The sequence below is a fragment of the Paucisalibacillus globulus genome, from assembly GCF_900184735.1.
Taxonomy (GTDB): Bacteria; Bacillota; Bacilli; order Bacillales; family Amphibacillaceae; genus Ornithinibacillus; species Ornithinibacillus globulus_B.
In genome coordinates this window covers 1-23,874 of sequence record NZ_LT855390.1, presented here as the reverse complement: position 1 = coordinate 23,874, position 23,874 = coordinate 1, and the positions used below count along the sequence as shown (strand labels likewise).

Annotated in this window: 25 protein-coding genes; 10 read left to right on the top strand and 15 right to left on the bottom strand. The window is 36.8% G+C overall.

What is annotated here, in order from left to right; translation table 11 throughout:
- Window positions 1-5: 5 nt before the first annotated feature.
- The 3 genes from sat (at window position 6) to BN999_RS09365 (ending at window position 2,914) form a co-directional block, all read left to right on the top strand.
- Window positions 6-1,148, top strand: a complete 1,143-nt coding sequence (sat, locus tag BN999_RS09375) for a sulfate adenylyltransferase (protein WP_096271129.1) — start codon at window positions 6-8, stop codon at window positions 1,146-1,148.
- 64 nt (window positions 1,149-1,212) lie between these two features.
- Entirely contained in the window at window positions 1,213-1,617 is a 405-nt protein-coding gene (locus BN999_RS09370; protein ID WP_096271128.1) for a hypothetical protein, read from the top strand.
- A gap of 82 nt (window positions 1,618-1,699) precedes the next feature.
- Complete coding sequence (locus tag BN999_RS09365) at window positions 1,700-2,914, top strand: S8 family peptidase (RefSeq protein WP_096271127.1); 1,215 nt, start codon at window positions 1,700-1,702, stop codon at window positions 2,912-2,914.
- Window positions 2,915-2,970: 56 nt separating this feature from the next.
- Here BN999_RS09365 and BN999_RS09360 read toward each other — a convergent pair whose 3' ends face one another.
- The 4 genes from BN999_RS09360 to BN999_RS09345 form a co-directional block, all read right to left on the bottom strand.
- Window positions 2,971-3,480, bottom strand: a complete 510-nt coding sequence (locus BN999_RS09360; protein ID WP_096271126.1) for a DinB family protein — start codon at window positions 3,478-3,480, stop codon at window positions 2,971-2,973.
- Between the two features lie 12 nt (window positions 3,481-3,492).
- Window positions 3,493-4,464, bottom strand: a complete 972-nt coding sequence (locus BN999_RS09355) for an NAD(P)-dependent alcohol dehydrogenase (RefSeq protein WP_096271125.1) — start codon at window positions 4,462-4,464, stop codon at window positions 3,493-3,495.
- A 463-nt stretch (window positions 4,465-4,927) separates the two neighbouring features.
- Window positions 4,928-5,125: a DUF5957 family protein gene (locus BN999_RS09350; RefSeq protein ID WP_096271124.1), complete on the bottom strand. Its 198-nt coding sequence runs from the start codon at window positions 5,123-5,125 to the stop codon at window positions 4,928-4,930.
- Between the two features lies 1 nt (window position 5,126).
- Window positions 5,127-5,543, bottom strand: coding sequence for a DUF6220 domain-containing protein (locus tag BN999_RS09345; RefSeq protein WP_096271123.1), 417 nt, complete (start codon window positions 5,541-5,543; stop codon window positions 5,127-5,129).
- Between the two features lie 262 nt (window positions 5,544-5,805).
- Between BN999_RS09345 and BN999_RS09340 the strand changes: the two genes are divergently transcribed.
- Window positions 5,806-6,297, top strand: a complete 492-nt coding sequence (locus tag BN999_RS09340) for a sigma-70 family RNA polymerase sigma factor (RefSeq protein WP_096271122.1) — start codon at window positions 5,806-5,808, stop codon at window positions 6,295-6,297.
- Entirely contained in the window at window positions 6,284-7,267 is a 984-nt protein-coding gene (locus BN999_RS09335; protein WP_096271121.1) for an anti-sigma factor, read from the top strand. The genes BN999_RS09340 and BN999_RS09335 overlap by 14 nt, the downstream gene beginning before the upstream one ends.
- Window positions 7,268-7,641: 374 nt before the next feature.
- Here BN999_RS09335 and map read toward each other — a convergent pair whose 3' ends face one another.
- The 7 genes from map to BN999_RS09295 form a co-directional block, all read right to left on the bottom strand.
- Window positions 7,642-8,385: a type I methionyl aminopeptidase gene (gene map / locus BN999_RS09325; RefSeq protein WP_096271119.1), complete on the bottom strand. Its 744-nt coding sequence runs from the start codon at window positions 8,383-8,385 to the stop codon at window positions 7,642-7,644.
- Between the two features lie 667 nt (window positions 8,386-9,052).
- Window positions 9,053-9,262, bottom strand: a complete 210-nt coding sequence (locus BN999_RS09320) for a hypothetical protein (protein ID WP_096271118.1) — start codon at window positions 9,260-9,262, stop codon at window positions 9,053-9,055.
- Between the two features lie 134 nt (window positions 9,263-9,396).
- Entirely contained in the window at window positions 9,397-10,080 is a 684-nt protein-coding gene (locus tag BN999_RS09315; protein WP_096271117.1) for a response regulator transcription factor, read from the bottom strand.
- Window positions 10,077-11,171, bottom strand: coding sequence for a HAMP domain-containing sensor histidine kinase (locus BN999_RS09310; RefSeq protein WP_096271116.1), 1,095 nt, complete (start codon window positions 11,169-11,171; stop codon window positions 10,077-10,079). The genes BN999_RS09315 and BN999_RS09310 overlap by 4 nt, the downstream gene beginning before the upstream one ends.
- A 132-nt stretch (window positions 11,172-11,303) precedes the next feature.
- The gene (locus BN999_RS09305) at window positions 11,304-11,885 is read right to left on the bottom strand and encodes a phosphatase PAP2 family protein (protein WP_176481932.1); all 582 of its coding nucleotides are present in this window, start codon (window positions 11,883-11,885) and stop codon (window positions 11,304-11,306) included.
- A 282-nt stretch (window positions 11,886-12,167) separates the two neighbouring features.
- On the bottom strand, window positions 12,168-13,985 hold the full coding sequence (locus BN999_RS09300; protein WP_096271114.1) for a hypothetical protein: 1,818 nt from the start codon (window positions 13,983-13,985) through the stop codon (window positions 12,168-12,170).
- Between the two features lie 2 nt (window positions 13,986-13,987).
- On the bottom strand, window positions 13,988-16,045 hold the full coding sequence (locus BN999_RS09295; RefSeq protein WP_096271113.1) for an efflux RND transporter permease subunit: 2,058 nt from the start codon (window positions 16,043-16,045) through the stop codon (window positions 13,988-13,990).
- Between the two features lie 189 nt (window positions 16,046-16,234).
- Between BN999_RS09295 and BN999_RS09290 the strand changes: the two genes are divergently transcribed.
- The gene (locus tag BN999_RS09290) at window positions 16,235-16,810 is read left to right on the top strand and encodes a TetR/AcrR family transcriptional regulator (RefSeq protein WP_096271112.1); all 576 of its coding nucleotides are present in this window, start codon (window positions 16,235-16,237) and stop codon (window positions 16,808-16,810) included.
- Between the two features lie 161 nt (window positions 16,811-16,971).
- Here BN999_RS09290 and BN999_RS09285 read toward each other — a convergent pair whose 3' ends face one another.
- Window positions 16,972-17,970 (bottom strand): DoxX family membrane protein, encoded by a 999-nt coding sequence (locus tag BN999_RS09285; protein ID WP_096271111.1) that lies wholly within the window; start codon window positions 17,968-17,970, stop codon window positions 16,972-16,974.
- 171 nt (window positions 17,971-18,141) lie between these two features.
- Between BN999_RS09285 and uvsE (BN999_RS09280) the strand changes: the two genes are divergently transcribed.
- The 3 genes from uvsE (BN999_RS09280) to BN999_RS09270 all read left to right on the top strand — a co-directional run bounded on the left by uvsE (BN999_RS09280) (window position 18,142) and on the right by BN999_RS09270 (window position 20,808).
- The gene (gene uvsE / locus BN999_RS09280; RefSeq protein ID WP_096271110.1) at window positions 18,142-19,095 is read left to right on the top strand and encodes a UV DNA damage repair endonuclease UvsE; all 954 of its coding nucleotides are present in this window, start codon (window positions 18,142-18,144) and stop codon (window positions 19,093-19,095) included.
- A gap of 19 nt (window positions 19,096-19,114) precedes the next feature.
- Window positions 19,115-20,080, top strand: a complete 966-nt coding sequence (gene uvsE, locus BN999_RS09275; protein WP_096271109.1) for a UV DNA damage repair endonuclease UvsE — start codon at window positions 19,115-19,117, stop codon at window positions 20,078-20,080.
- A 107-nt stretch (window positions 20,081-20,187) separates the two neighbouring features.
- Window positions 20,188-20,808: an HAD hydrolase-like protein gene (locus tag BN999_RS09270; protein ID WP_255247430.1), complete on the top strand. Its 621-nt coding sequence runs from the start codon at window positions 20,188-20,190 to the stop codon at window positions 20,806-20,808.
- A gap of 31 nt (window positions 20,809-20,839) precedes the next feature.
- Here BN999_RS09270 and BN999_RS09265 read toward each other — a convergent pair whose 3' ends face one another.
- Complete coding sequence (locus BN999_RS09265; protein WP_141249052.1) at window positions 20,840-21,556, bottom strand: nucleotidyltransferase domain-containing protein; 717 nt, start codon at window positions 21,554-21,556, stop codon at window positions 20,840-20,842.
- A gap of 92 nt (window positions 21,557-21,648) precedes the next feature.
- Window positions 21,649-22,527: a methyltransferase gene (locus BN999_RS09260; RefSeq protein ID WP_096271107.1), complete on the bottom strand. Its 879-nt coding sequence runs from the start codon at window positions 22,525-22,527 to the stop codon at window positions 21,649-21,651.
- Window positions 22,528-22,749: 222 nt separating this feature from the next.
- On the opposite strand from BN999_RS09260, the gene arr reads away from it, so the two are divergent.
- Window positions 22,750-23,166 carry an NAD(+)--rifampin ADP-ribosyltransferase gene (gene arr / locus BN999_RS09255; RefSeq protein WP_096271106.1) on the top strand — a complete coding sequence of 139 codons (417 nt, stop codon included), beginning with the start codon at window positions 22,750-22,752 and terminating at the stop codon, window positions 23,164-23,166.
- Window positions 23,167-23,354: 188 nt separating this feature from the next.
- Here the strand turns inward: arr and BN999_RS20590 are convergent, their stop codons facing one another.
- Window positions 23,355-23,528, bottom strand: a complete 174-nt coding sequence (locus BN999_RS20590; protein WP_176481931.1) for a hypothetical protein — start codon at window positions 23,526-23,528, stop codon at window positions 23,355-23,357.
- Window positions 23,529-23,874 lie beyond the last annotated feature (346 nt).

Sequence of the window (23,874 nt, the reverse complement as noted above, 5' to 3'; positions counted from 1 at the left end):
TCGATTTGACACTTATAAAACCTCATGGTGGATTTCTTATAAACAGAGTAGATGTAAACTTAAATACGAAAGATATAGATAAAGAGGTTGAAATTGACGCGATGGCCCTCTCCGATCTCGAACTTATTGCTAATGGTACGTATAGCCCACTAAACGGATTTATGAAAGAAACGGATTATCTATCTGTATTAGATAAGATGCGGTTATCGAATGGGTTGGTGTGGACGATTCCCATTACACTTCCTGTACCTGAAGTGATCGCAAATACGCTTGAAATAGGAGAAACCGTTAAACTAAAATATCAGAACGAAATTTACGGAATTATACAGCTTGAAGAAATTTACAAGGTCAATAAGGTTGTAGAAGCTAAAGCTGTTTATTCAACTACTGATTCCAATCATCCAGGTATCAAAAAAATGATGGAACGTCCAAATATTTATTTAGCCGGCCCTATCACACTAGTAAAAGCCCCACCGAAAATCCCTGAAATTATTCATGACTATAAAACCCCACTCGAAACAAGAAAAACATTTCATCATAATAATTGGAAAACCGTAGTAGGTTTTCAAACAAGAAATCCTATCCACCGAGCTCATGAATATATACAAAAAACAGCCTTAGAAACCGTCGATGGCTTATTTATCAATCCTTTAGTAGGAGAAACAAAGTCCGATGATATTCCTGCAGTTATCAGAATGAATAGCTATAAAGTATTATTGAACAAGTATTATCCGAAAGACCGTGTATTTCTATCGGTATTTCCTGCTGCGATGCGTTATGCTGGGCCAAGAGAAGCTGTTTTCCATGCGCTTGTCCGGCAAAATTATGGCTGCACCCATTTCATAGTGGGTCGGGATCATGCAGGAGTCGGTAATTATTATGGAACATACGAGGCACAGCAGATCTTTTCTAATTTTCATCCAAATGAAATTGAAATTAAAATCTTACCATTTGAACATAGTTTTTATTGTAGGATTTGTGAAAACATGGCCACTTCTAAAACTTGCCCCCATCATACAGAATTTCATTTATATCTTTCTGGTACGAAGGTTAGGGAAATGCTACGAAATGGTATTTTACCACCACCACAATTTAGTCGGCCAGAAGTAGTTGAATTATTACGCTCAGAATTAAAAAAGTACGAATAAGTATTTTTTGATTCGATATCTTTCATTACTTTTCTGTAATGATTAATTGGGAGGAGGTGATGAAATGGCCACTCTTGTTTCTGTCGGTTCTAGTGTGCCTTCAAATGGCAATTCCCCTTTTAGTGTCAATGTAGCTGACACACCTGTTAGACTTGCCGCTTTCGGTATAGCTGTACCGAACAATCCTAACAGGGTATTTCTAAATGCGACTATCGGTATTCAGGCAACACTACTGAGTCCTACATTAATTTTTCGAGTTATTCGAGATAATTCAGAGGTTATTGCAACGGTGAGACAACAAGTGCTTATTACACTGAACCAAAACCAAAATATATCTTTCCATGTTGTCGATACGAATGTCCCCCCTGGATACCATGGGTATTCTGTTACAGTTGCAGTAGAAGGTCTGCTTGGAGATGCAATTGTAAGTGGTCCAGTTATATTTTCAGGAGAATCCTATACGTTTTAAAAAGTAAAGACAGCAAGTGATTACTCCTTGTTGTCTTCTTATTTTCTATCTAATTCGTTATTATAAAGGAGATAGTATATCGATGAAAAAAACAAATTTGGAAATAACGACCATGTTAAATGAAATGGATGATCATGATCAACTGGGAGTTGTTATTGTCTTAAATAATAAGTGTAAAGCTACACATGTTTCAGAACTATGTCCGTTACAACGTACTGATCAACCAACTTATCATTTAAGAGAGATACACCAGATTACTGGCCGTTTCTGCCCTAAAACCATTCGGCACCTCATGGAACACAGTGATGTAGAATATATTTGTCCCGATTACTCAGTTCGCTCTAATCTTAATGTGGCAACAGCAACCATTGGTGCAAAACATACAAATCAATTCCATGGTCTTACAGGGAAAGGAATTACCGTTTCAGTCATTGATACAGGAATTTTTCCACACTATGATTTGACCTATCCTACAAACCGAATTGTTGGATTTCAAGATTTTGTAAATAGCCGAACTACCCCTTACGATGACAATGGACATGGAACTCATGTAGCAGGCGCTATAGCTGGAAATGGCTCTGCTTCGGGTGGGAATTACAGTGGAATTGCTCCAGAAGCAAATGTTGTTGGAGTAAAAGTACTAGATAGTCAAGGTAATGGTCTGTTATCGAATGTTATTGCAGGTATCAATTGGTCAATAGAAAATCGTTCTAGATTTGGAATTCGTGTAATTAATCTTTCTCTCGGAGCACCACCAACCACCTCCTATGTCAATGATCCTCTCGCCCTTGCATGCGAAAAAGCCTGGCGTGCCGGTATTGTTGTAGTGGCAGCTGCAGGAAATTCAGGCCCAAACGGAACGATTGACACTCCGGGATATGATCCTATTATCTTAACGGTTGGTGCAACAAACGATAGGAATACTATCCACGAACAAGATGATACTCCTGGTGAGTACACGAGTAGCAAACCAACATTAGATGGATTCATTAAGCCTGATATCGCTGTACCTGGGACAAACATTATATCCTTACAATCGCCAAACTCCACAACAACTATTCAACAGCCACAAAACAAAGTTGGTCCCCACTATTTCACACTAACAGGAACATCGATGGCTACTGGAATAGTTTCCGGAATAGTAGCCTTATTACTACAAGCCTCACCTCCATATACTCCAGATACAGTTAAAGTCCGTCTCATGGAATCAAGCAAATTCCTAACCCCACAATTCACAGGTTATTCCTTTGTTACATCATTGTTTAACATGACAAGGAATTACCATAAAACGGATTAAATTATGAAAAGGTACCAATCCAGGACTGGTACCTTCTTTACATTTCATTACTAATTCTAAGGGGTAGTGTTCGTTGTGAGGACTTCTTTTATTTGTTCCAAATGTCGCTTCTCATGTAATGGAACTGCTTCCACCCATTGAAATAAAGGTAGTAGTCCAAAAGCTGGGTGGACTACTGACTTTTCAGTTAATGCTTTAGAATCTCCTAAATCTTCAACAGTCTTCAATAATTGTTTCCTGGCGTTAGTTAATATCTCCACTATTTCCAGAACTTCAAATGGCCCCCCTCCAGGTTCTACCACTTTAGGCGCTGTAAATTTCCTATTCCGATTTAATATGTCACTAATATCTTTTGGATCTGTCTTCGTGTCTTTCTCTTCTTTTAGCCCCCACTTCACCGCCTTCACGGTGGCTAATTCTACTAAAGCTAAATGATGGCATATTTGACCAATACTCCAGCGTTCTTCACTGACCTTAGTGTTAAGTTCTTCATTATTTAATCCTTTGATCAGATTAATTAGCTCTTCACGTGTTTCCTTAAAGTTTCTCGTAATAATACTTTCCATCACAATCCCCCTTTATGGTATCGATATTACAACCTTTCCTTGAGAATGCCCTTCTTCAAAATACGTAAATGCTTCTGGAACCTCACGTAATGAATACCTTCTATCAATAAATGGCCTTACTTTCCCCGCTTCTATCAACTCTTTCATCAACACCAAATCTTGTTGATTTGCTTGTTGCATAAATGGATAGATTTTTTTCTTTCCTGTAATCGAAACCAGTGGGCCAAACAACATCGTTTCATATAGTTGGCTGTTTGAACCTCCTATATAAACAACTATTCCATTAGTGGTCAAAATATGTTTATAAGTTGATATAGAGTGGGAGCCATTTACACCAATGATGAGATCATACAATTGAGCGTGACTGTTTAGCTTCTCCTTTTTGTAATCTATAACATGGTCAGCACCAAGCTCGTATGCATTCGTAACGTTTCTCGTACTAACCACTGCTGTTACCTCGGCACCATAGCTTTTAGCAATTTGGAGTGCAAACGTACCTACCCCACCTGACGCCCCCTGAATTAGAACCTTATGACCAGCAATATCTTTTCCAACCTTACGTATGGCTTGTAAAGCCGAAACTCCCGCCATTGGTACTGCCGCCGCTTCCTCAAACGATAGATTACTAGGTTTATGTGCGATTGCCTTTTCTGGAACTGTAACATACTCAGCAAAAGCACCCCATCCACTACTGGAAAGGTCTCCATATACTTCATCACCAATGTTGAACGCTGTTACTTTATTGCCTACAGCCTCAACTATTCCTGAGATGTCGCCACCTGGAATTGGGTATTTTGGTTTCCTAAGCCCGTACACCAATCTTGCTACCGCTGGTTTTCCTCTTAGTAACACGATATTTCCAAAATTAATAGAAGCTGCACAAACCTTTACCAATACTTCATCTGGTTTAGGCTCTGGTGTTGCTACTTCTTGTATTTCCAAGGTCTCAGGACCCCCGTATTTACTTGAAATGATTGCCTTCATCTCCATCCTCCTCATTCCATCTTTATATTAATTTACTTTTAAACATCATCCTTACATTGACTTAAATTAAGATAAAGCAGATTTATCCCTTTTAGAGGAATATTGTATTCATTTTTTATTCGGATTAAGATTCTGGAGTAATTACTTGGTAGCTAATTGATATAGAGGTATATGGGTTTTAAAAGTTTGGACGGTATTTAATGATAGATTGATATCGTTTTTTAGGGGTAAAACGGATGAGTTGGCATAATCATGATACGCCTTCATCCCGGGTCATAATTTAAGCCATCATATTGTTAGTACTTTTTCCGTTTATTATAATCTAGGTTAATCATAACATTTTTCAATGATTACAATTGTAAATTTATTATCCGTGCTTTCCAGAAGGGATAATCCATTTGGCAAAAAAAAGAGAGCTTATAAATAAGCTCCTTCTTTCAGTCCCAATGAAAACTAAAACAATTTACCTCGATACACTTCTTTTAGAATCTATTATCGGTACAACAATGGCACAGGTTACTGCTGTATAGTAGGATAAATATTTAATCCCAATTGGTTTATCCAAAAACATAATTCCAGTGACCCCAATAATGCTTGATAAAGCAATTCCTAAGATAAAACCTCCGATAAGTCCAACAATGATTGCGATAAATGTTCTCATGTTACTTTTCCTCCTTCTGTTTGTTAAAAATCAATTTAGTTGTCTTCATAATTGCTTGATAGCAGATTCCAAATAATATGATGGCAATGATTGGATGTAGGGCACCCACCCAAGAATAGATGGCAGTAATATTGGCGGTAAAGTACATTCCAAATACCCCAACTAAGAGACCAAAAATATGCCAATATGCCCATCTAGGAAGCTTCCCAATATATGCGAGTAAAAGTAAGATTACAGGGATGTTAAAGCCAAACAAATGGATAAAAGTTGTATGCTTTACCCAATTAACCGGGTTTACAAATATGGATAATCCTGCCAAAAAGAACTGAGTGATAATGGATAAAAAGAAGACCATTATGAGAATGAGATATAGTAATCTTCCTAGTTTATTAACGTTTGTAAGTGATTGTTTTTTCACTTTCAACAACTCCTTTTCTTTCGCTACATATAGATTACAATCTCTTTCTAAACAGACTCTTAGTTAATTCTTAACGATTTATTAAGAATGCTTTAAAAAGGTCTTAAATCAGTGATTCCCGATGTTTTTTCATCAAAATGAAATAAAACTAGTTTACTAGTATAATTTATATCAACTATCGAAAATTACCGTTGAAGATTTTTGCCTGTTTCTGCAACTTTTTAGAGTTGTTAAACGTGGGTAGAATGAAAGGTGGGAAGTGATGGAACTTGAACAAATATACTTAACGTACTTTCATGACTTATATCGCTATTTATTCTCCTTAACACGAAACCATTCTGAAGCAGAGGATTTGGTTCAAGAAACCTTTACTAAAGCCCACTTAATGTTATTAACACACGATATTAAGGAAATTAAGCCGTGGCTATTTAAGGTTGGTTATCATACTTTTGTTGATCGTATCAGAAAAGAAAAAAGGAATGTAGTGTCCGAAGAAATTAACCAGGTTGATTGGAACAATCCTGAAGATGTTATGGTTCAAAAAGACTCGTTCATGGAGTTATTGCGATACTTAGATCATATTAAACCGATAGAGAAACAAGCTATACTACTTTGTGACTTACACGATTGTACATATCAGCAAGCAGCAAATATCTTAAATCTAAAATTAAATACTTTAAAAAGCCATTTAACACGGGGAAGAAAAAAGATGAGAGAAATATTAACAAAGGAGGAAACAAATGAATCCATATGAAAAATTAATCCAAAAAGCTAAAGAAGATGGGTTAGAACAAACTAAAAAAGGGCCACAAACCCTAAAACGTGCAATTAAATCATCCAAATGGAGGTTAATACTTTCCACCTTAACCGTACTCCTATTAATCGTTCCAACCTGCTATATGATGACGTATGCCTACTATGCATTTGGAACTAAATCAACTACCTTGATGGATGTCACAAGTAAAACTCTCTATATTACGGAACCAAATACTACTTTAGAAGAAATGGAATTTGATATGAATTTTTCCCTTTTCTCCATGAACTTAACATTCGAACAACACAAACAGATTGGTGATGAATTTTATCCAGCAAAAGATTATGAGTTACAGTTTATTTTCAATGACCTAGTAAAAAATAGAACTTATTCTCATTTAGATAAGATATACCCTAAATACCCGACTGAAACTAACCAGTGGTTAGCACATCCAAAACAGCTAGTAGAATTCAATAGTGAAAAGGAGTGGCGTGTGCTTTCCGGTTTACCAGAGGAAACTGTAGTTGAGGCATATATCTCTTTAACAGATTTATATTCAGTTGATCAAGTAGAAAATTCGATGAGCAATATAGATCTGACTTGGGCAGCAATCTATACAGGAACAGAAGAAACTATGCTAAGCAAGGATGGAGACGTTGTCTCCCCAATCGGATATCCTGTTCAGCCAGACCAAACAAACTGGTCTCCATTTCGAGATTCAGTTTCACATGAAGAAACATTTCTAACTATGTTAAAAGAACTCAAGCCTTATGAAGACATAGCTGTTGAAGTCTCCCCCCATAAAAACCTTGAATTAGAAGAACGGATTGATTATATAGAGAAAAATGGATTTAAAACTTATGGTGTGGTGGTCACTGGGCCAAAGAGTGAAATTGAGGAATTAAAGAATTCGGAAATAGTACGTCATATAAAACTTGGTGAGGTGAAATTATGGAATTGGCAACGGTAAAACAACGAGTGTTCCTGTGGATGGGCTGGTTAAGCATAATTACGGGGCTTATTTCCTTGGTGTTTCTTAACCTATCACTATTATGGGGATTAAATGTACCAATAGGAAGTAACATCTCGCTTTGGTTATGTATTACTTTGGCCTTTGGAATAATCTCAACCATAAATAAAAATAGCAGGTCCCTTGGCTTATGGGGTCTAAGCTTAGGTATTTATTTAGGATTCTTTTTAATCGTGATGTTTATGTTATCCTGGACAATTAATCCCTTTCCTTAAATAAATATAATGGGAGCACGAAGATATATTTGAAAACATTCTTCGTGCTTTTCATTAAAGTGAAAAAAAATCACCATTCCCTATTACTATTATTTTCTCTTACAATGTAGTAACAATCGGTCCTTCCTTCGTAACAATGATTGTGTGTTCATATTGAGCGACAGCACTTTCATCAGTTAGATAGGTCCAGCCATCTTCTTCAGACAGAAAGACTTCCTCTTCCAATGTGGAAATAAACGGCTCAAACGCAATAACCATACCTTCTTCTAAGATTTCGTCATCCCAGCGAGAGAAGTAGTTGAGGATATGATCTGGTGCTTCATGGATAGAACGGCCAACGCCATGTCCAGTAAGATTTTTAATCACAGTTAAGCCATGCTTCTTCGCTACATTTTCTACAGCTTTCCCAAGAGCACTTGTTCTCGAACCTGGTTGTACTTTCTCTAGTCCAGCATCAAAGGCTTCTTTAGCAACATCACATATTTTTTGTAAAATATCTTCACCTTTTCCTACAACAAAGGAGATGCCTGTATCTGCGAAATACCCATTTTTAGAACCTGATACATCAATATTAACAAGGTCTCCTTCCTGAATGATTAGAGTCCCTGGAATCCCATGTGCAACTTCTTCATTCACACTAATACATGTATAGCCTGGAAAATCATATTCCCCTTTTGGTGCTGATTGAGCACCTGCTTTTTCAAACATTGTAGCAGCTATTTCATCAAGTTCTTTTGTGGTAATTCCTGGTTTTGTATTTTGAACTAATTCATCTCGAATCGCTCCACAAATCTTGCCAATTTCTTTTAAACCATTAATATCCTCTTTTGTCTTTGCAATCATAGTAAATCCTCACTTTTAATATAATTTAGATTAGACTATCCGTCTTCGTAAATTTAGTTTGCATTAATACACGTTTTATAGAAACTGTGCTGTAAGATAAGCATTTTGGATAGAGCATCATACCCGCTACGGAAATACACTCCGCTTTCCGCGGGCGGCTGGTGAGCCTCCTCGCGCTATCGCACTGCGGGGTCTCACCGATGCCTATCCTCCCGCAGGAGTCTCCGTGTATTTCCTTCGCTGGATTAGAATGTTATATATTAACAGTATTCATATCAAAAAAACATAATGCAACAACTATCTATAAATAGAAAACCTAAACTAGCGCAGGCAGAATACGGAGACTCCTCGAAAATAAAGAGCAATTTTCTTCGTGCGATGATTATGCTGCCGAAGCCTTCCTTGTCCTACGGGAATAGCACGTGTCCGAAGACCCCGCAGAGGCGAACTTTCCTCGAGGAGGCTGAGGCCGGGCCCGCGGAAAGCGGAGTATTCTGCCGGAGCGGAATCATACCACTATACCCATTAATTATTTGGGAGATTAGCAGTGGTTACCGCGCAGTTTCTATCCATTGTATTGGAAACAATAATTCCATTCTATATTCTAGCATAATAAAAGTGCCAATTTCTCCTTATGGAAAAAGGCACTTTTGTTATTTGCATATCATTAGCGTGATGCTTTTGGAGGTTGGCACACTTCACATTTACGTTGTTTGTTATCTTTGAATTTCTTAAACGTTTTTTCAAAGTTGTTACCACACGCACATTTAAACAATAACTTTTGAGAAAAACCATGATATTCTGTCGTAAGAAGCTTACTATCTGAATTCTTCTCAACAAATTCTTTGATTTTATCGATTGACCATCGTTTATTCATTATCCTACACTCCCTATTTTACCAATAGGCGGAGACTTTTCTTGGCATCCGTACTATTAATAGTAAAAGCTATTATTATCTCAAGTTCCTCATTATAACATGAGGAGGCAAACAAATAAATAAATTGATAATCTCTACTTGAATCGATACCCAACACCCCAAATGGTTTCGATAAACTCTGGATTAGAGGGGTCAACTTCAATCTTCTCTCTGATTTTTCGTATATGCACGGTTACGGTGGAAATATCTCCAACGGAATCAATACCCCAAATACGTTCGAATAAATCATCTTTACTAAACACCCGATTAGGGTTCATAGCTAGAAACAATAATAAATCAAATTCCTTGGCCGTTAATTGAACCTCTTTGTTATGAATAAATACCTGACGTGCGTTTTGATCAATAGATAGGCCTCTAAACTGAATTTCCTTCTTTGGTTGATGTTGTTTAACAAGTCTTTCATATCTAGCTAAGTGCGCTTTTACACGTGCAACTAACTCATTCGGATTAAATGGCTTTTCAATATAGTCATCTGCCCCGCGATCAAATCCACGAATTATATCAATATCTGCTTTCCTTGCCGTGACCATTAAGATGGGAATGTCACGCACTTTACGAATTTGCTTACATAACTCAAATCCGTCGATACCTGGGAGCATAAGATCAAGTAATATTAGATCATAATCTTCGGACAGTGCTTTTTGAAGCCCTTCTTCACCTGTAGATGCAATAATGCTTTCAAATCCGTTAACCTCAAGATAGTCTCGTTCCAATTCGGCAATGCTTGTCTCATCTTCAATAATTAATATTTTTTTCATGATTCCTCACCTACTTTGGGAAGTGTAACATATATACTAGTCCCAATTCCTTCTTCACTTTCAGCCCAAACCTTACCACCGTGGTCCTCTATTATACGTTTAACAATTGCTAATCCGATTCCACTTCCACCCGTGGAGGAATTTCTTGATGCATCTGTACGGTAAAACTGATCAAAGATATGGGGAAGTGCATGCGTGTTAATTCCGCTTCCATTATCTTTTATTTGAATTTGAATAAATTGTGGAGTAGTGGAAAGGAATACATCAAGTTCTTGTGTCTTTTTATCCATATACTTTAAACTATTTACTATTATATTCGCAATTACTCGATTCAGCTTTTCACGGTCAGCTTTCACCAGATAATCCTCTTGTTCATCTACATGGAATCGGATAAGGGCACCTTTCCCTTGCAAATCGAAGCGTAATTCCTCTACATAATCATCTAGGTAAGCATGGAGGTCTAGTCGTTCTAAATGATATGGTACCTTATTCAAGTCGAGTTTTGAATACATAAATAGTTCATCAATTAAATGATCTAACTCATCTGCTTTCCTCGAAATCGTTACCATATATTTATCCATTTTTTCTGGAGTATTGGCAACACCATCTCGAATTCCGTTTACATACCCCTTAATCGAAGTAATTGGCGTTTTTAGATCATGTGAAATACTGGCTATTAATTCTTTTCGATTATTCTCATAGTTGATATTAATGGCTTCTGTTTCTTTTAGATTTTTACGCATGGTCTCAAATGATGAAGCTAATTGACTAATTTCATCACTTCCCTTTACTTCTACAGAAAAATCAAGATTTCCACCGGCAATTTCCTTTGCAGCCATTGATAGTTGTTGAATTGGTTTAATAATACTTTTGGCAACAAAGTAGGTTAATAGGCCATTGGTAAGAATTAATACAATTAATAAACTAATCAATCTCGTAGAAAGAAATATATTTATTTTTTCTCCTTCTGTCATCCCATCAAAAATATAAAACATCAAATAACCCAATATGATTTCGATACCGAAAAATGACAGTACAGGTATAATAATCATAGCGATGTTCGATATGAGTAAACGTTTCTTAATGGTCATTATTATTCACCACCATCTTCCGAGTTCTCCATCTTTATTTTACGGTGTACTTCTAAATTAACTCTTGTTAAATTATTAACAATTTATTAAAATAGAAAATATGGAGGTGGCACTCACCTCCATGTCCGATATTTACTGTGCATTTCTATATGGTAAAGTAGATTGCTTCTGTTTCTCTCTCCACCAATAATACAACCATAATGAATAGGAATGAATTGTAATACCAATTAAATATCCACCTATTACATCGCTTAGATAATGTTCATGGAGAAAAATCTGTCCGATGCCACAGAATATAATTCCTATTAGCAAAAGTAATGTTAAACTTATGGTGTATTGGTTCTTAAGATAGTTTTTCCGTATCATCCAGATTAGAAATCCAAACAATAATAAACTTTTTACTGCATGCCCACTTGGAAAACTATAGGAAATTGTCTCCTTACCAAACCCCAAGAAATCGATATACTCGACTTCTCCTGGTCGTTCCTTTTGTATGATAACTTTAAGAAGAAATGTAATCAGCACTCCTGAAGTGATAACGGAGATATATAGTATCATTTCTTGAATTCTCTTTTGCAAAAACAGAAATATAATCATCAATACAGATAAAAGAGCTAGTGTTTCTGTATCACCTAACCAAGTAAACAATCGCCAAAAAACATCAGTCACGGTATTGGAGAGGGTATAGGACCATTTATTAACAAGAAGATCCAACTTTTTTATTACATCCAGTTGCATCAATAAACCGTAACATAGTGTACAGCATAAAAAGACCATGAAAACCCGCTTATATGTCAACTAACTCACCTCTCTCCTGTTTGAGTTTATCTTTCTTTTTTTATTCAATCCGCTCAATTTTTATGAGGATAAAGTAACGGTTCTTCTTACTATAGTACTCTTTCCTATTATAAAAAGTTTCATATTTTCATTGGGTACTCTACAGACACAAAGGAAAAAAGGTACCAATCCGATAGGACTGGCACCTCCATTACCTTCTTATCTAAACAGATCCAAAAATAAATCCCAGAACCCCTTTTCTTCTTCAATTGGTTCTTCGACAACTTCTGGTTCTTCGTATTTTATGCTTTCTGTTTTAAAGACGAACTGTACAGAATTTACCTTTTCATTTTTACTGGAGACAAATGATACCACTTCGAAATCTGATTTATCATATTCCGCTATCATACCATCAATTTCTTCTGTCATCTGTTCTGGTAGATTACTAGTTGATTCATGTAACTCATTTGTCCCGTCATGAAGCTCACTAACACCACTTTCCAGTTCGCTAGTTCCTCCAGACAATACTGTTATACCATTGTGTAGTTCTTGATAAGAGTCAGACAATTTACTAACACCATCTGTATAACCTAGTAAGCCAGAATGGAATGCATCATAATTAGCAGCTAACTTTGCTATTCCTTCTTGCAGTGCAACTAAGCCTTCCATATCATTTTCTTCCAGAGAAGAAGCAAGCTCATCATTCATCAGGTCTACATTAGCCGCCATCTCTCTGAGCGACTTAACTACAAGTACTAGTTGTTCATTCAGGCCTTTTACACCTGGTCCAACAACTGCATAGGTTTCTTTTGCAGTCATTGCTGCTTCATAGGTATCAAGAAGTTGTTGTATAATTTCTTGATCTGCATTACTGGATTCTAAATCACGTATATCTTGTTCTGTAATGTCATAAGCTGGGATTGCCTTCATCGCGTTATCTAATTGTAGAATTAAGTCTTCATAGTTCTGTTTAAGAATTTCCAATCCTGAAGCTGCCTCACCAAGACCATCTGATAGCTGCTTGAGTCCTCCCATTAAGTCCTGTATCCCACTTAATTCCGGTTCCTCAGTCGTGTTGAGGGAGTTATTCAACATCTCTAATGCTTGATTGATCTCTTTTGACCCACTAATTAGTTCACCTGAAGACTGATCAAGTGATACCATACCATTTTGATATTGCTTCGATCCATCAACTAATTCTGTAACACCACTATTTAGTTCGGAGACTCCATTATTTAATTCTCCAACACCATCATTTATTTCTGCTATTGCTTCAGATAATGTGGTTATATCACCTGTCATTTCATCCATGTCTGGAGCTTCAATAGGCATGGTAGATGGAATTCCAGTGAAGTTTATACCATCTAATTCAAACTCTGTGACATCCGCTTCTAACACTAGTACGGCTTCCTCTTCTGGCATTACCGTAAACGTTACTTGCTTATTCTTTCCTGCATTTGCAATCATACCGTCTTCAGCTTGGATATTGCTATAGATATCTGAATTAAGGGCAAGGGAGATTTGCAATAAATAGTTTTCACCAAACACTGGGTTTGCCTGCTTATTGGCATTAGTCTCCATTCGGATTTGAACTTGGCCATCTTTCCCAGCTAACTCCTCTGGAGAGAATTCCTTACCATCTAAGAAATAAGTAATCTTTATATCCCAAGGGAGTGTTGCTTCATTAATATTTCCTTGATAATAAAATTTGCCCTCAGATGCAGTAAATTGAACCGCATTGTCCGTTTGTTCTAATTCATCTAAATCGGTTAGGTTCTTCAGGTTGGAATAGAAACCATAATCTGTTACTGTACCAGCTTTCGTAATATCGAATGAATTTACGACATATATATCTTGTTCTTTCCCACTTGCATCTAATGTTGCGTATACGACTTCATCCTTAGAAGCAATTTTTCCTTCTCCTTGGACTTTATCATTATCTGAGTTACTGCCATTTGTATTAGCAGTTACAAGAAATGACGGCAACACAAGGATAACAGCCAGTAATACAAATAGTATCTTTTTCATTCTCCTCATCATCATTTCCCCTTATAGTAGTTTGCTTTCCAAGTTGTCTTTTCAATGACTTTATCAAACACGACTAGCATAGCCGGTAATAAGAATACGACCATAATAAATGCCAGTAAAGCACCTCTTCCAAGTAATAATCCAATAGAAGATACAATCGGATTAGAGGATGTAATCCATAGAATAAAACCAACACTTGATAATATAGAAGCTGATATAGCAATCGAGAATATCTTCTCATCGAGTGTTACTTTAATTGCTTTTAAGGCAGGCATTTCTTTTCGATTTTCTTTATATGCTTCGGTCAATAGTATTGCATAGTCCACTGTTGCTGCAAGTTGCACCGTACTGACGATCAAATAGCCTACAAAAACCAAAGAAGAATTCGTAAAGTATGGTACCGATAAGTTAATCCATACCGCTGACTGTATTGTAAGCAACAGAACGAGCGGGAATGTGATGGACTTAAAAGTAATCAATAGCACAAAAGCAATTGTAACAACCGTTAGTACATTAACAATCGAATTATCCTTTTGGACGACATTCTTAATATCGTACAGTGTCACAGCTTCTCCAAGTGAATAGACCTCATTACCATAATAGCCTTCTGCAATTGCCTGAACTTCTTCAATAAATGCAAAGGCTTCCTCACCCTCTGCTTTTGTATTAGTTTGTAGAATGATTCGACTATAATTATCTGAAAAGAATTGTTCGGTTATGGACTCTTCCAAGTACTCTGGAGGTATAGCGGCACCTACTGTGTTGACATAAGAAAGTACACTTTTTACGGGCTTTAGTCCTTCTAATTCTTGAACTAGATTCTCTTCTTTTCCTAAGTCCCCTTTAGGTACAAGTAGTACCATTTGGGTACTCTTACCAAATACCTCTTCAATCTTCACAATATCACTGCCAGCACGAGTTGATTCTGGTTGTTCACCAATTCCATAAATAAAGTTGGTTTGACCTTGCGCTAAGAATGCTGGAACAATAAGAATAAACACAATCAGTAAACTTGGTATCTTTACCTTAACGACCCGCTTCCCAATATTTCTAAATGCAGGAAGTAGTGGTTTATGCTGTGTTTTATCAATCCATTTGTAAAACATTAACGTCAGAGCTGGTAAGAAGACCATTACACTGATAAAGCTTAAGACAATACCTTTTACTAAATTAAGCCCTAAATCTGAACCAATCTCAAACTCCATAAACGATAAAGCGATAAATCCAAAGAAGGTAGTGGATGCACTGGCAATAATTGCCGGAAAGGACCGCTTCATTGCCAAACGCATTGCTTCTTTGGGATCTTCCACCTTTTGTCGGTAATCGGAGAAGCTATGCAAGAGAAAGATTGCATAGTCCAGTGAAACAGCGAGCTGTAATATCGGTGCAACCGACTGAGTAACAAAGGAGACTTCACCGAGAAAAATATTGGTCCCTAAGTTAATAAGGACTGAAACACCTATTGCGGTTAAAAAGAAGACCGGTTCAATCCATGACGTGGTTGATAGAATTAAAATTAGAACAATAATTGGTACCAATAATGCTGCTGCATACATGGTTTCCGTCACTGCCATCTTTTGTTGTGTAGCGGTATTTAATGCTTCCCCAGAAATGGCACCCTCTTCACCAATCAGTTCATAAATAGCATCTGTTGCCTTCACTTCTTCTCCTGAAGCAACACTGAAAGTAAATAAGGCATTATTATCTTTATAGTACGATTCGACTGTGTCCTTATCGGCCATTTCGATAGGTGTCTTAATGTCGATGGCGTCATCCAACCAGGTTACATCAGAAACACCAGCAATCGAATCTAATTTATCTTTATAGTCCAGTGCTTCTTGTATCGTCACATCACTTACCATGACTCTAGTATTTGGAACAGACCCATCAAATTCCTGTTCCATCAGTTCCAGTGCTGTAGTTGATGGCGCATCTTCTGGTAAATAATCAACCATATTGTAATTAACAGAAACGCCAAATTGTGCAATAACACTGATTAATGTAACTAGAATAAAGGAAATCACGATGGGCTTTTTATGTTTTATGATCTGTGCTGCAATATCTATCATTATTCACCCTTTCATTACGAAAAGCGCAGGTGCGCCTAGAGCTATGCTTCTTGCCTAAACAAAAAATCCACTATATTATTATATAAAACACGGTGTTGTTTTTACAACAAACAGTTTTGTAAATTAAGTACATTACCCAACACTTTATATAATCATGTTGGATTACTAAAATTTTAGGAGGAGTAAATCATGGCTTCTGATAAATTGGATAGAAGAAAGAAATATACACGAATGGTTCTAAAGGATAGTTTATTGAAGTTATTAAAGGAAAAGCCGCTTTCCTCAATTACAGTCAAAGAGATTTGTCAGATAGCCGATGTGAATCGCTCGACCTTTTATGCTCATTACACAGATCAGTATGCATTACTCACACAAATTGAGAATGAACTTATTGACGATTTGAATCGATATTTAAGTGAGTTAAATGTACAAGAGGAAGATGAAGATGAAGCAATCCACATGGCAGAAAGACTATTGACATACTTTGCTACAAAGCATGAGGAATGCCAGATTCTACTAAATGAAAGTGGAGATTCTTCTTTCCACAGAAAAGTGATGGATGTTGCGCAAGGGTTTATTATAAAGAACTGGATGGAAGTATACGATTCTGACAAAGAAAAATTAGCATATATCAGCTCATTCATTGTCAGTGGCAGTGTTCAAGTGCTCAAAATGTGGATGGAAAATGGGATGACACAATCCCCTAGAGAAATGGCTCAGTTAATCAATACCCTGGTTAATAAAGGCATGTATAGTGTCCGGTAGAGAAGGCATTCAAAAACTAAATAACAGGGGCATTTTTTTGAAATGCCCCTGACTTTAGTCAGCTATTCAATAGGCAGGTAGACCCTGCACTTTTCTAAACAATTACTGCTCTACGCGCTTCAATTTGATTGATCAGTTTTAACGGGTACTATCTTTCAACACTAGGCAAATCTATAGTAAATTAAGATAAATGTTGCCAGAACAAAGATGAAGTTCAAGAATACAAAGATTACCTGATCAATAATGGACTTATGTATTCGAATAGGTGGGTTATAAAACGAAACCCCCTCAATGATAAAGATGACTAACACAATATGAATCATGAAGTGTCCAATAATTTCCGTATAACCAAACAGCATTGTTGTGGAGAAAAAGATTAATGTCAAAACAAACGCTAGTATTCGATTTAATACACCAACAACTAATAAATATCCAACTACAAATTCGATAAATGCCGCTAAGACGATGAATGCTTCTGGTGGAAATCCAAACGTTGGAACACCATGATTATGAATAATATCTAGACTCATCGAAGGGTAGACCCATTTCTCTACCGCAACCCAGCAAAGTGATAGCCCTGTTCCTAAATAAAGAAAAGGGAACCCCCACTTTTCCAACTTTGTTTTCCCTATAATTAATACGAATATGATGGCCAAGTAAAATCCATAATCAAGCATATGAAAGATACCGACATCATTTACAACATTAATAAATAGAAGTAGCACTAAAAACGCTCCCACCTTTGTAGCATAGTGGAAAGGGATCAATAGCAGGATAATAGCAGCCCAAACTACTATGTACTCCCATGTTTCTACTAGCTCGAACTCAGGTGCAAAAAGCGTATGAGAAAAAACCTGAATAATTAATGCTAATGCTGTTCCATATTTTAATATATCTCTTGAATAAACCCGGTAATTATCTAGCTTCTTATCAACATTCTTCGCGTAAGGGATTTCCATAATTTTAGGGAGTAGTTGAGGCAGGATACCTAATAACACAGAAACAAGCAACGCAACGAACATAAAGAACGGAGAGAGAATATTTTCTATCGATTCTTTCTGTGGTACTACTTCTGTAAACCACTTCACATGAGCCTGAGTAGTTAATGGAATTAGTATAAGAAATATTATTAATAATGCTGGTAGTTTTCTCTGTTTCATGTATTAACCTCCATTCCAAAATTACTTATTTTATTCTTTACTGAATCCCTGTTACTATTCCAGACCTTTACGAGTTATAGAAAGGAAATGCGAAACAACGTATAAGAAATTATTCGCTAACAAAATATAAGGATATTCATTATCAATCATCCAAATCAAGGGGCTGCCTAGATGAAGATACGATTTGGCTATGTTGCGAATGCACTTGGCTTATGGGATGCAAGTCCTTCTAAAACATTAACCTTCGCACGGTATTCCAAGCTCCCTAAGGAGGAACGTTTGGATACCCTTAAAACAGTAACCGCTCAAAATTTACATCATACGAAACGAATACTTTGCTACAATATCGCCCATGAAATCGAGCTGTACCGCTTCTCAAGCATGCTTGCCCCTCTCGCAACTCATCCTGAGGCTGGCTGGGACTATATTACTCCGTTTAAAGAGGAGTGGAAGGAATTAGGTAGGCTAATAAAAAAATATCAAATTCGAACAAGTTTCCATCCCGGGCAGTATACGCTTTTTACAAGCCCACGAAAAGAAGTTACCAAAAACGCTGTACAGGATATGGAATACCATTACCGTATGCTTGAAGCAATGGGTGTCCTTAACACCTCTATCATGAACATCCATATTGGTGGAGCATATGGAGATAAGGTACAGACATTAGAACGCTTTCACGAGAATTTGAAAGAGTTGCCGGATAAAGTACAGTATTATATGACACTGGAAAATGATGATAAGACCTATGATGTAAAAGAAACGTTGGAGGCTAGTGAGAAAGAGAAAGTTCCCATGACTCTGGATTATCATCATTATATGGCGAATAAAGGGGAGGTCGAGCTTGAGAATTACTTAGAACGAATTTTTAACACATGGAGCCATCGAGACATCCCACCAAAGGTTCATATATCTTCACCAAAGTCAGCATCAGCCTTTCGTTCACATGCCGATTACGTTGATTTGGTGTTTATCCAACCTTTTTTAAAGATAGCTAAAGAATTGAATCGAGATTTTGACATCATGATCGAAGCAAAACAGAAAAACCTGGCCATGCTCCAATTGGTGGAAGATATTGCGAAGATTCGTGGTGTAAAACGGTTATCTGGGGCATCTGTAGAGTATTAACAACTGGAGGTTGATGGCCTTGACACTTGTAAGACTTGGTTATGTTGCGATGAGTATGGAATTACAAAATGCATCCCCATCACAGACCATGACCTTTGCCCAATTTCAAAAATTAACGGACCGAGATGCAGCTATTCGAAAGTTGGAACGGATTGCACTTTCGAACTTACATAATACATTGCGGTTATTAAAACATAATGTAGCTTCCGAAATACATTTTTACCGGTTAACCTCCCGATTAATACCGTTAGCCAATCATGAGGAAATACCTGATTGGGATTATATAAAGCCATTGAGGAAGTCACTTCGGGAACTGGGGGATTTCATCAAGGAACATGATGTAAGAGTGGACTTCCATCCAGACCACTTTGTACTATTAAATTCTACTAAGAAAGAGGTCTTTAAAAACTCCCTACAAACCTTAAAGATGCACTATCTTATTCTAAAAGGAATGAGCATAGACCCAACGCACCGGGCGGTCATGCATGTTGGTGGAAACTATAAAGATACAGAAAAATCATTGGAGCAATTTGTCGATGCTTGGATGGATGTTCCAAAAGGGATTCAAAAGATGATTATGTTGGAAAATGATGATACTTCTTTCACATTAGAGGATACGCTCTACCTTTGTCAGAAGCTTAATATCCCATTGGTCTTCGATTATCATCATCATCTTGCTCATCATCAAGATTCGAACTGGCAACAGCATTGGGATTCTGTTGTTCAAACCTGGGAGCACTCACCACTTCCAATTAAAATGCACATATCCAGTCCAAAAAGTGAGAAAGAATTCCGCCATCATTCCGATTTTGTCGATGTTGAGATGTTTTTCAGCTTTCTAAATGAGATAAAAGGATCAGTTCCTCAACTAGACTGTATGATTGAGGCAAAGCAAAAGGACAAGGCCCTTTTTCAATTGATGAAGGAAGTGAAAAAACGTGACGATGTTACCGTACAAGATGGTTCCACATTTTATCTCAAATAAGTCAGTAAACAATTTTGCATAACTCACATATATGGTAAGGTAAACAAGAAGGAGACGGATATCATTATTCTCCTTCTTTTGATGTAATTGAATGGAGTGCTTGTAAAATGATAAAACATGTTATTTTTGATTTTGATGGAACTCTTGTGGATTCCTTAGAAATTCTAGTATCGAGTTGGAATTCGCTTACCAAGAAATATAACTTAAAAGAGATTCAACCTTCAGATGTTGAGATCCTTAAGAAACTTTCCCTTAAGCAACGAATTAAACAATTAGATTTTTCGATGTATAAGGTGCCGATCATCGCACCAAAGTTATACAACCTTTACCATAAATCATTACATGAGTTAAGGTTATTCGATGGTGTCAAAGATATGCTGCATCAACTTGATCATAAAGGCTACCAAACTAGTATTATCTCCTCTAATTCTCGAGAAAATATTCTAAGCTTTTTAAAGCGCAATAATATCACAAGTATCGATAACGTTCTTTGCTCCAGTAGCATTCTTGGCAAAGATAAGCTTCTTAACCGATATCTTCGAGAACATAACCTAAACCCATCGGAAGTAATCTATGTCGGTGATGAACAAAGAGACATTCTAGCTTGTCAAAAAACTGGAGTAAAAATTATCTGGGTTGGTTGGGGTTATGATTCTATTGAAGTAGTAAAGAAAGAAAAACCAGATTATCAGGTGTCTACGCCTAGTGAAATATTGGATCTTATCTAATCAGATGAAAGGGCCTAGTTTAACCAATTGGCTAACCTTGAATTTTGGCTTCTTTTATAAAGTTTTCACTAGCCCATCTGCCTTCACGTATAAACAGGTGGCTAACGGTCTCACGGTCAATCGGTGGGTCTTCTATCCAATCTAGTAACGTACGAATAGTAGATTCTTTTTCTGGAAAGTGGTGCACAACGACTTCAGTCTGTTCGTGAAGTCGTGTCGACCACACTTGAGAACGTACCATAACCATGGAATAGTAGGTCCGAATTAGTTTACGTGCGAAGCCTTGAGTGTATGTTTTAAACTCTTCCTTAGAGGCCGATTCCATCCTCTTTATCGTCCTAGTAAGCGCTGCTTCAATATCGCCATTAAAACTAATAGCTATTTCTGATGTCAGTTTATAAGGACCAAATCGTACACCTAAATCCTCTCCATATACACAAACACTGAGTTCCTTTATAAATGCATTTTCGTAATAATTGGCAGGGTCAACCGTATCTTCATAATATGCCACAGCAATTCCCACTTCTCGTACTAATGATTGATACTTATAAGAAAGTTCACTTGCAAGATTCTTTAATTCCGTTAACTTACCAGAACTAAGTTTGGTATGGAACATGGCGATAAGATCTAAATCAGATTTCTTTGCAACCGCATCTCCTCTAGCCACACTACCGTACACATAAACACTATGTAACTCAAAGGGAAATAAACTTCTTAACCTCTCAACAGTTTCACGAATGCAACTCATATAGACATCTTCAATCTTGTCTCTATGAACATCACTTACAATAAAGCCATTAGAATCTAATCCATAACCTTTTTTTAGATTCCCTATTTCAATTACCTCCTTTTTATCTCTCCATAAGTTATTTTCATGTTAGGTGCGTATAGTAAAGAAGACTCCATGTTAAATAGTTGTGAAAATAAAAGTTCAGCCTCATATTGTTGCTCTGCTTGCTTAAACGTAACCCCACAATTTATCAAACTGTCCATAAACTGATCTTTATTTACTGGCTTTGCACCTACTCCTTCTTCTTTAAGTGAAGAAAATAATTGTTCCTTTTCTTGTTGATTTTTATCTGGATGGAGGAAGTTAACCTTATCACTAACTCTACACTCAATGTTCTTGACGCCCAGTTCAGATAGGTATTGTGGCACTTTCACTCCAACATTTCCATCCTTACCACCTCTGGATGTCTCTTCAAATAATTTTTGTAGAATTCCAAGTGGAACAAGTTGTGACTGGTTGTATCCACTAATCTCATATGAAGACATACCAGAAATCCAGTGAGGTTCAAAGCATATTATTTTTCCATCGTTAACTACAGATTCCACCATTCTTTGTAGCATACTTTTGGATTTAGACATATGCAGTAAAAAAGCATGGCACACTGCAACATCATACTTGCTCTCTAATTCAATCGCTTCTGTATCCGCTACAAAAAATTCCGTTTCATAAGGAAAATCACGAAAATACTCTTTCGCCTTATTAATAAGTTGTTGCCCTTTATCTATTCCTGTATATTTCGATCCTTCTGGTAAAAGGGGTAATAACTTAAGCCCCAGATAGCCAAAACCACAACCAAAATCAATCATATGCACTGGTTTTGAAATCTTCCAAACGCTCTTTACTAAAAACTCCAGATAGTCATCATTGTAATATAAGTCTCTTGTTCTTTTAAGATATTCCAGCTGGGTATCCCAATAATACTCCTCCATTTCATTCCTCCTTTTCCTTATTAGCACTTTTATATAGGTATGTTTTGGATAAAAATAAAAAGGTGACCCCCTGGATCTGGATCACCTTGTGTAACTCTTGTTAGTTCGATATTATTCTCTCTACTTATATTATACTACTATTAATAAGTTATTTATAGACTACTTTTTTTATCATTCCCATACTATACTGTTATACACAAATCTAAAAAGAGGTGTATCCGTATGAACGACAATAAAGACGTCTTAGATAAAGGGCCTTTTTTTCATGGTACTAAAGCAGAACTGAAAATTGGAGAGCTATTAGAACCGAAGTATGTATCCAATTACCAGGATAAAAGATCAAACTATATCTATTTTACTGCAACATTAGATGCTGCTAAATGGGGAGCAGAATTAGCAACTTCTGGCTCAAAAGAAAGAATTTATATTGTAGAACCATTAGGGGATTTTGAAAATGATCCGAACTTAACAGACAAAAGGTTTCCCGGAAACCCAACACGTTCTTATCGATCCAAGTCTCCATTGAAAATAATTGCGGAATTAGGTTCATGGGAAAGACACTCCGATGAAGAAATCAATCTCATGCTTACATCTCTACAAAAGTTACGGAAAGAAGGCAAGGCTGAGATAGATGATTAATTGCATGTTTAGTTTGGTTTCCCAACTGCCTAAACCGATTATAGCTTCAGAATTCAGATAAATACTTAGGCCCTCTATACGAGGGAGCTAACACAGAATAACAAAATAGAGACATGAATCCATGTCTCTATTAGTCCGTTATATAAAGTGATCCACTATGATAGTAAGATGCTTTTTTAAATCAATGATTAACTGCCCATTTTACGGCGAGTCATACTTGGTTTCTTCGCAAGTTGGCTTTGCATATTCTTCGCTGAGCCATTACCATGCTTAGAGTTTTTATTATTTGCTTGAGCCTGCTTTTTACGCTCCAACTGTTGTTGTACAATTTCTCTGGTACTAAGCTTCTTTTTCTCGGACATAGTTTAGTCTCCTCTTCATTCATCTATCTCTTATTATAATGATAATCGTATCGTATTGCTATCTTTATTATTCTATTAGTGCCTGTTTCTACTGGTGCCTGTCACTCCCCGTTTTTTGTCGAATGAACATGGTCTAATATAAGCATCCAAACAACTTTTGTTCGACAAAAAGCGAGCTTTTCCGGGGAGTGACAGGCACCTAAACACAGGCACCTAAACAAAAGAGGCTGGGACAAAACTAGCCAGAAAGTAATAAAAAACTGGTTCTAAGCGATTGAAAATTGCTTGGAACCAGTTTTTTGAAATCATTTCCATTTCCTAAACTAGATTTACCCATTTTGGCGGT

Bases quoted from the DNA above. Each gene is read 5' to 3' on its own strand.
- BN999_RS09370 (WP_096271128.1), top strand. From the start codon at position 1,213: ATGGCCACTCTTGTTTCTGTCGGTTCTAGTGTGCCTTCAAATGGCAAT.
- BN999_RS09365 (WP_096271127.1), top strand. From the start codon at position 1,700: ATGAAAAAAACAAATTTGGAAATAACGACCATGTTAAATGAAATGGAT.
- BN999_RS09360 (WP_096271126.1), bottom strand. From the start codon at position 3,480: ATGGAAAGTATTATTACGAGAAACTTTAAGGAAACACGTGAAGAGCTA.
- BN999_RS09355 (WP_096271125.1), bottom strand. From the start codon at position 4,464: ATGAAGGCAATCATTTCAAGTAAATACGGGGGTCCTGAGACCTTGGAA.
- BN999_RS09350 (WP_096271124.1), bottom strand. From the start codon at position 5,125: ATGAGAACATTTATCGCAATCATTGTTGGACTTATCGGAGGTTTTATC.
- BN999_RS09340 (WP_096271122.1), top strand. From the start codon at position 5,806: ATGGAACTTGAACAAATATACTTAACGTACTTTCATGACTTATATCGC.
- BN999_RS09335 (WP_096271121.1), top strand. From the start codon at position 6,284: ATGAATCCATATGAAAAATTAATCCAAAAAGCTAAAGAAGATGGGTTA.
- map (WP_096271119.1), bottom strand. From the start codon at position 8,385: ATGATTGCAAAGACAAAAGAGGATATTAATGGTTTAAAAGAAATTGGC.
- BN999_RS09320 (WP_096271118.1), bottom strand. From the start codon at position 9,262: ATGAATAAACGATGGTCAATCGATAAAATCAAAGAATTTGTTGAGAAG.
- BN999_RS09315 (WP_096271117.1), bottom strand. From the start codon at position 10,080: ATGAAAAAAATATTAATTATTGAAGATGAGACAAGCATTGCCGAATTG.
- BN999_RS09310 (WP_096271116.1), bottom strand. From the start codon at position 11,171: ATGACCATTAAGAAACGTTTACTCATATCGAACATCGCTATGATTATT.
- BN999_RS09300 (WP_096271114.1), bottom strand. From the start codon at position 13,985: ATGAGGAGAATGAAAAAGATACTATTTGTATTACTGGCTGTTATCCTT.
- BN999_RS09295 (WP_096271113.1), bottom strand. From the start codon at position 16,045: ATGATAGATATTGCAGCACAGATCATAAAACATAAAAAGCCCATCGTG.
- BN999_RS09290 (WP_096271112.1), top strand. From the start codon at position 16,235: ATGGCTTCTGATAAATTGGATAGAAGAAAGAAATATACACGAATGGTT.
- BN999_RS09285 (WP_096271111.1), bottom strand. From the start codon at position 17,970: ATGAAACAGAGAAAACTACCAGCATTATTAATAATATTTCTTATACTA.
- uvsE (WP_096271110.1), top strand. From the start codon at position 18,142: ATGAAGATACGATTTGGCTATGTTGCGAATGCACTTGGCTTATGGGAT.
- BN999_RS09270 (WP_255247430.1), top strand. From the start codon at position 20,188: ATGATAAAACATGTTATTTTTGATTTTGATGGAACTCTTGTGGATTCC.
- BN999_RS09265 (WP_141249052.1), bottom strand. From the start codon at position 21,556: ATGAGTTGCATTCGTGAAACTGTTGAGAGGTTAAGAAGTTTATTTCCC.
- BN999_RS09260 (WP_096271107.1), bottom strand. From the start codon at position 22,527: ATGGAGGAGTATTATTGGGATACCCAGCTGGAATATCTTAAAAGAACA.
- arr (WP_096271106.1), top strand. From the start codon at position 22,750: ATGAACGACAATAAAGACGTCTTAGATAAAGGGCCTTTTTTTCATGGT.
- BN999_RS20590 (WP_176481931.1), bottom strand. From the start codon at position 23,528: ATGTCCGAGAAAAAGAAGCTTAGTACCAGAGAAATTGTACAACAACAG.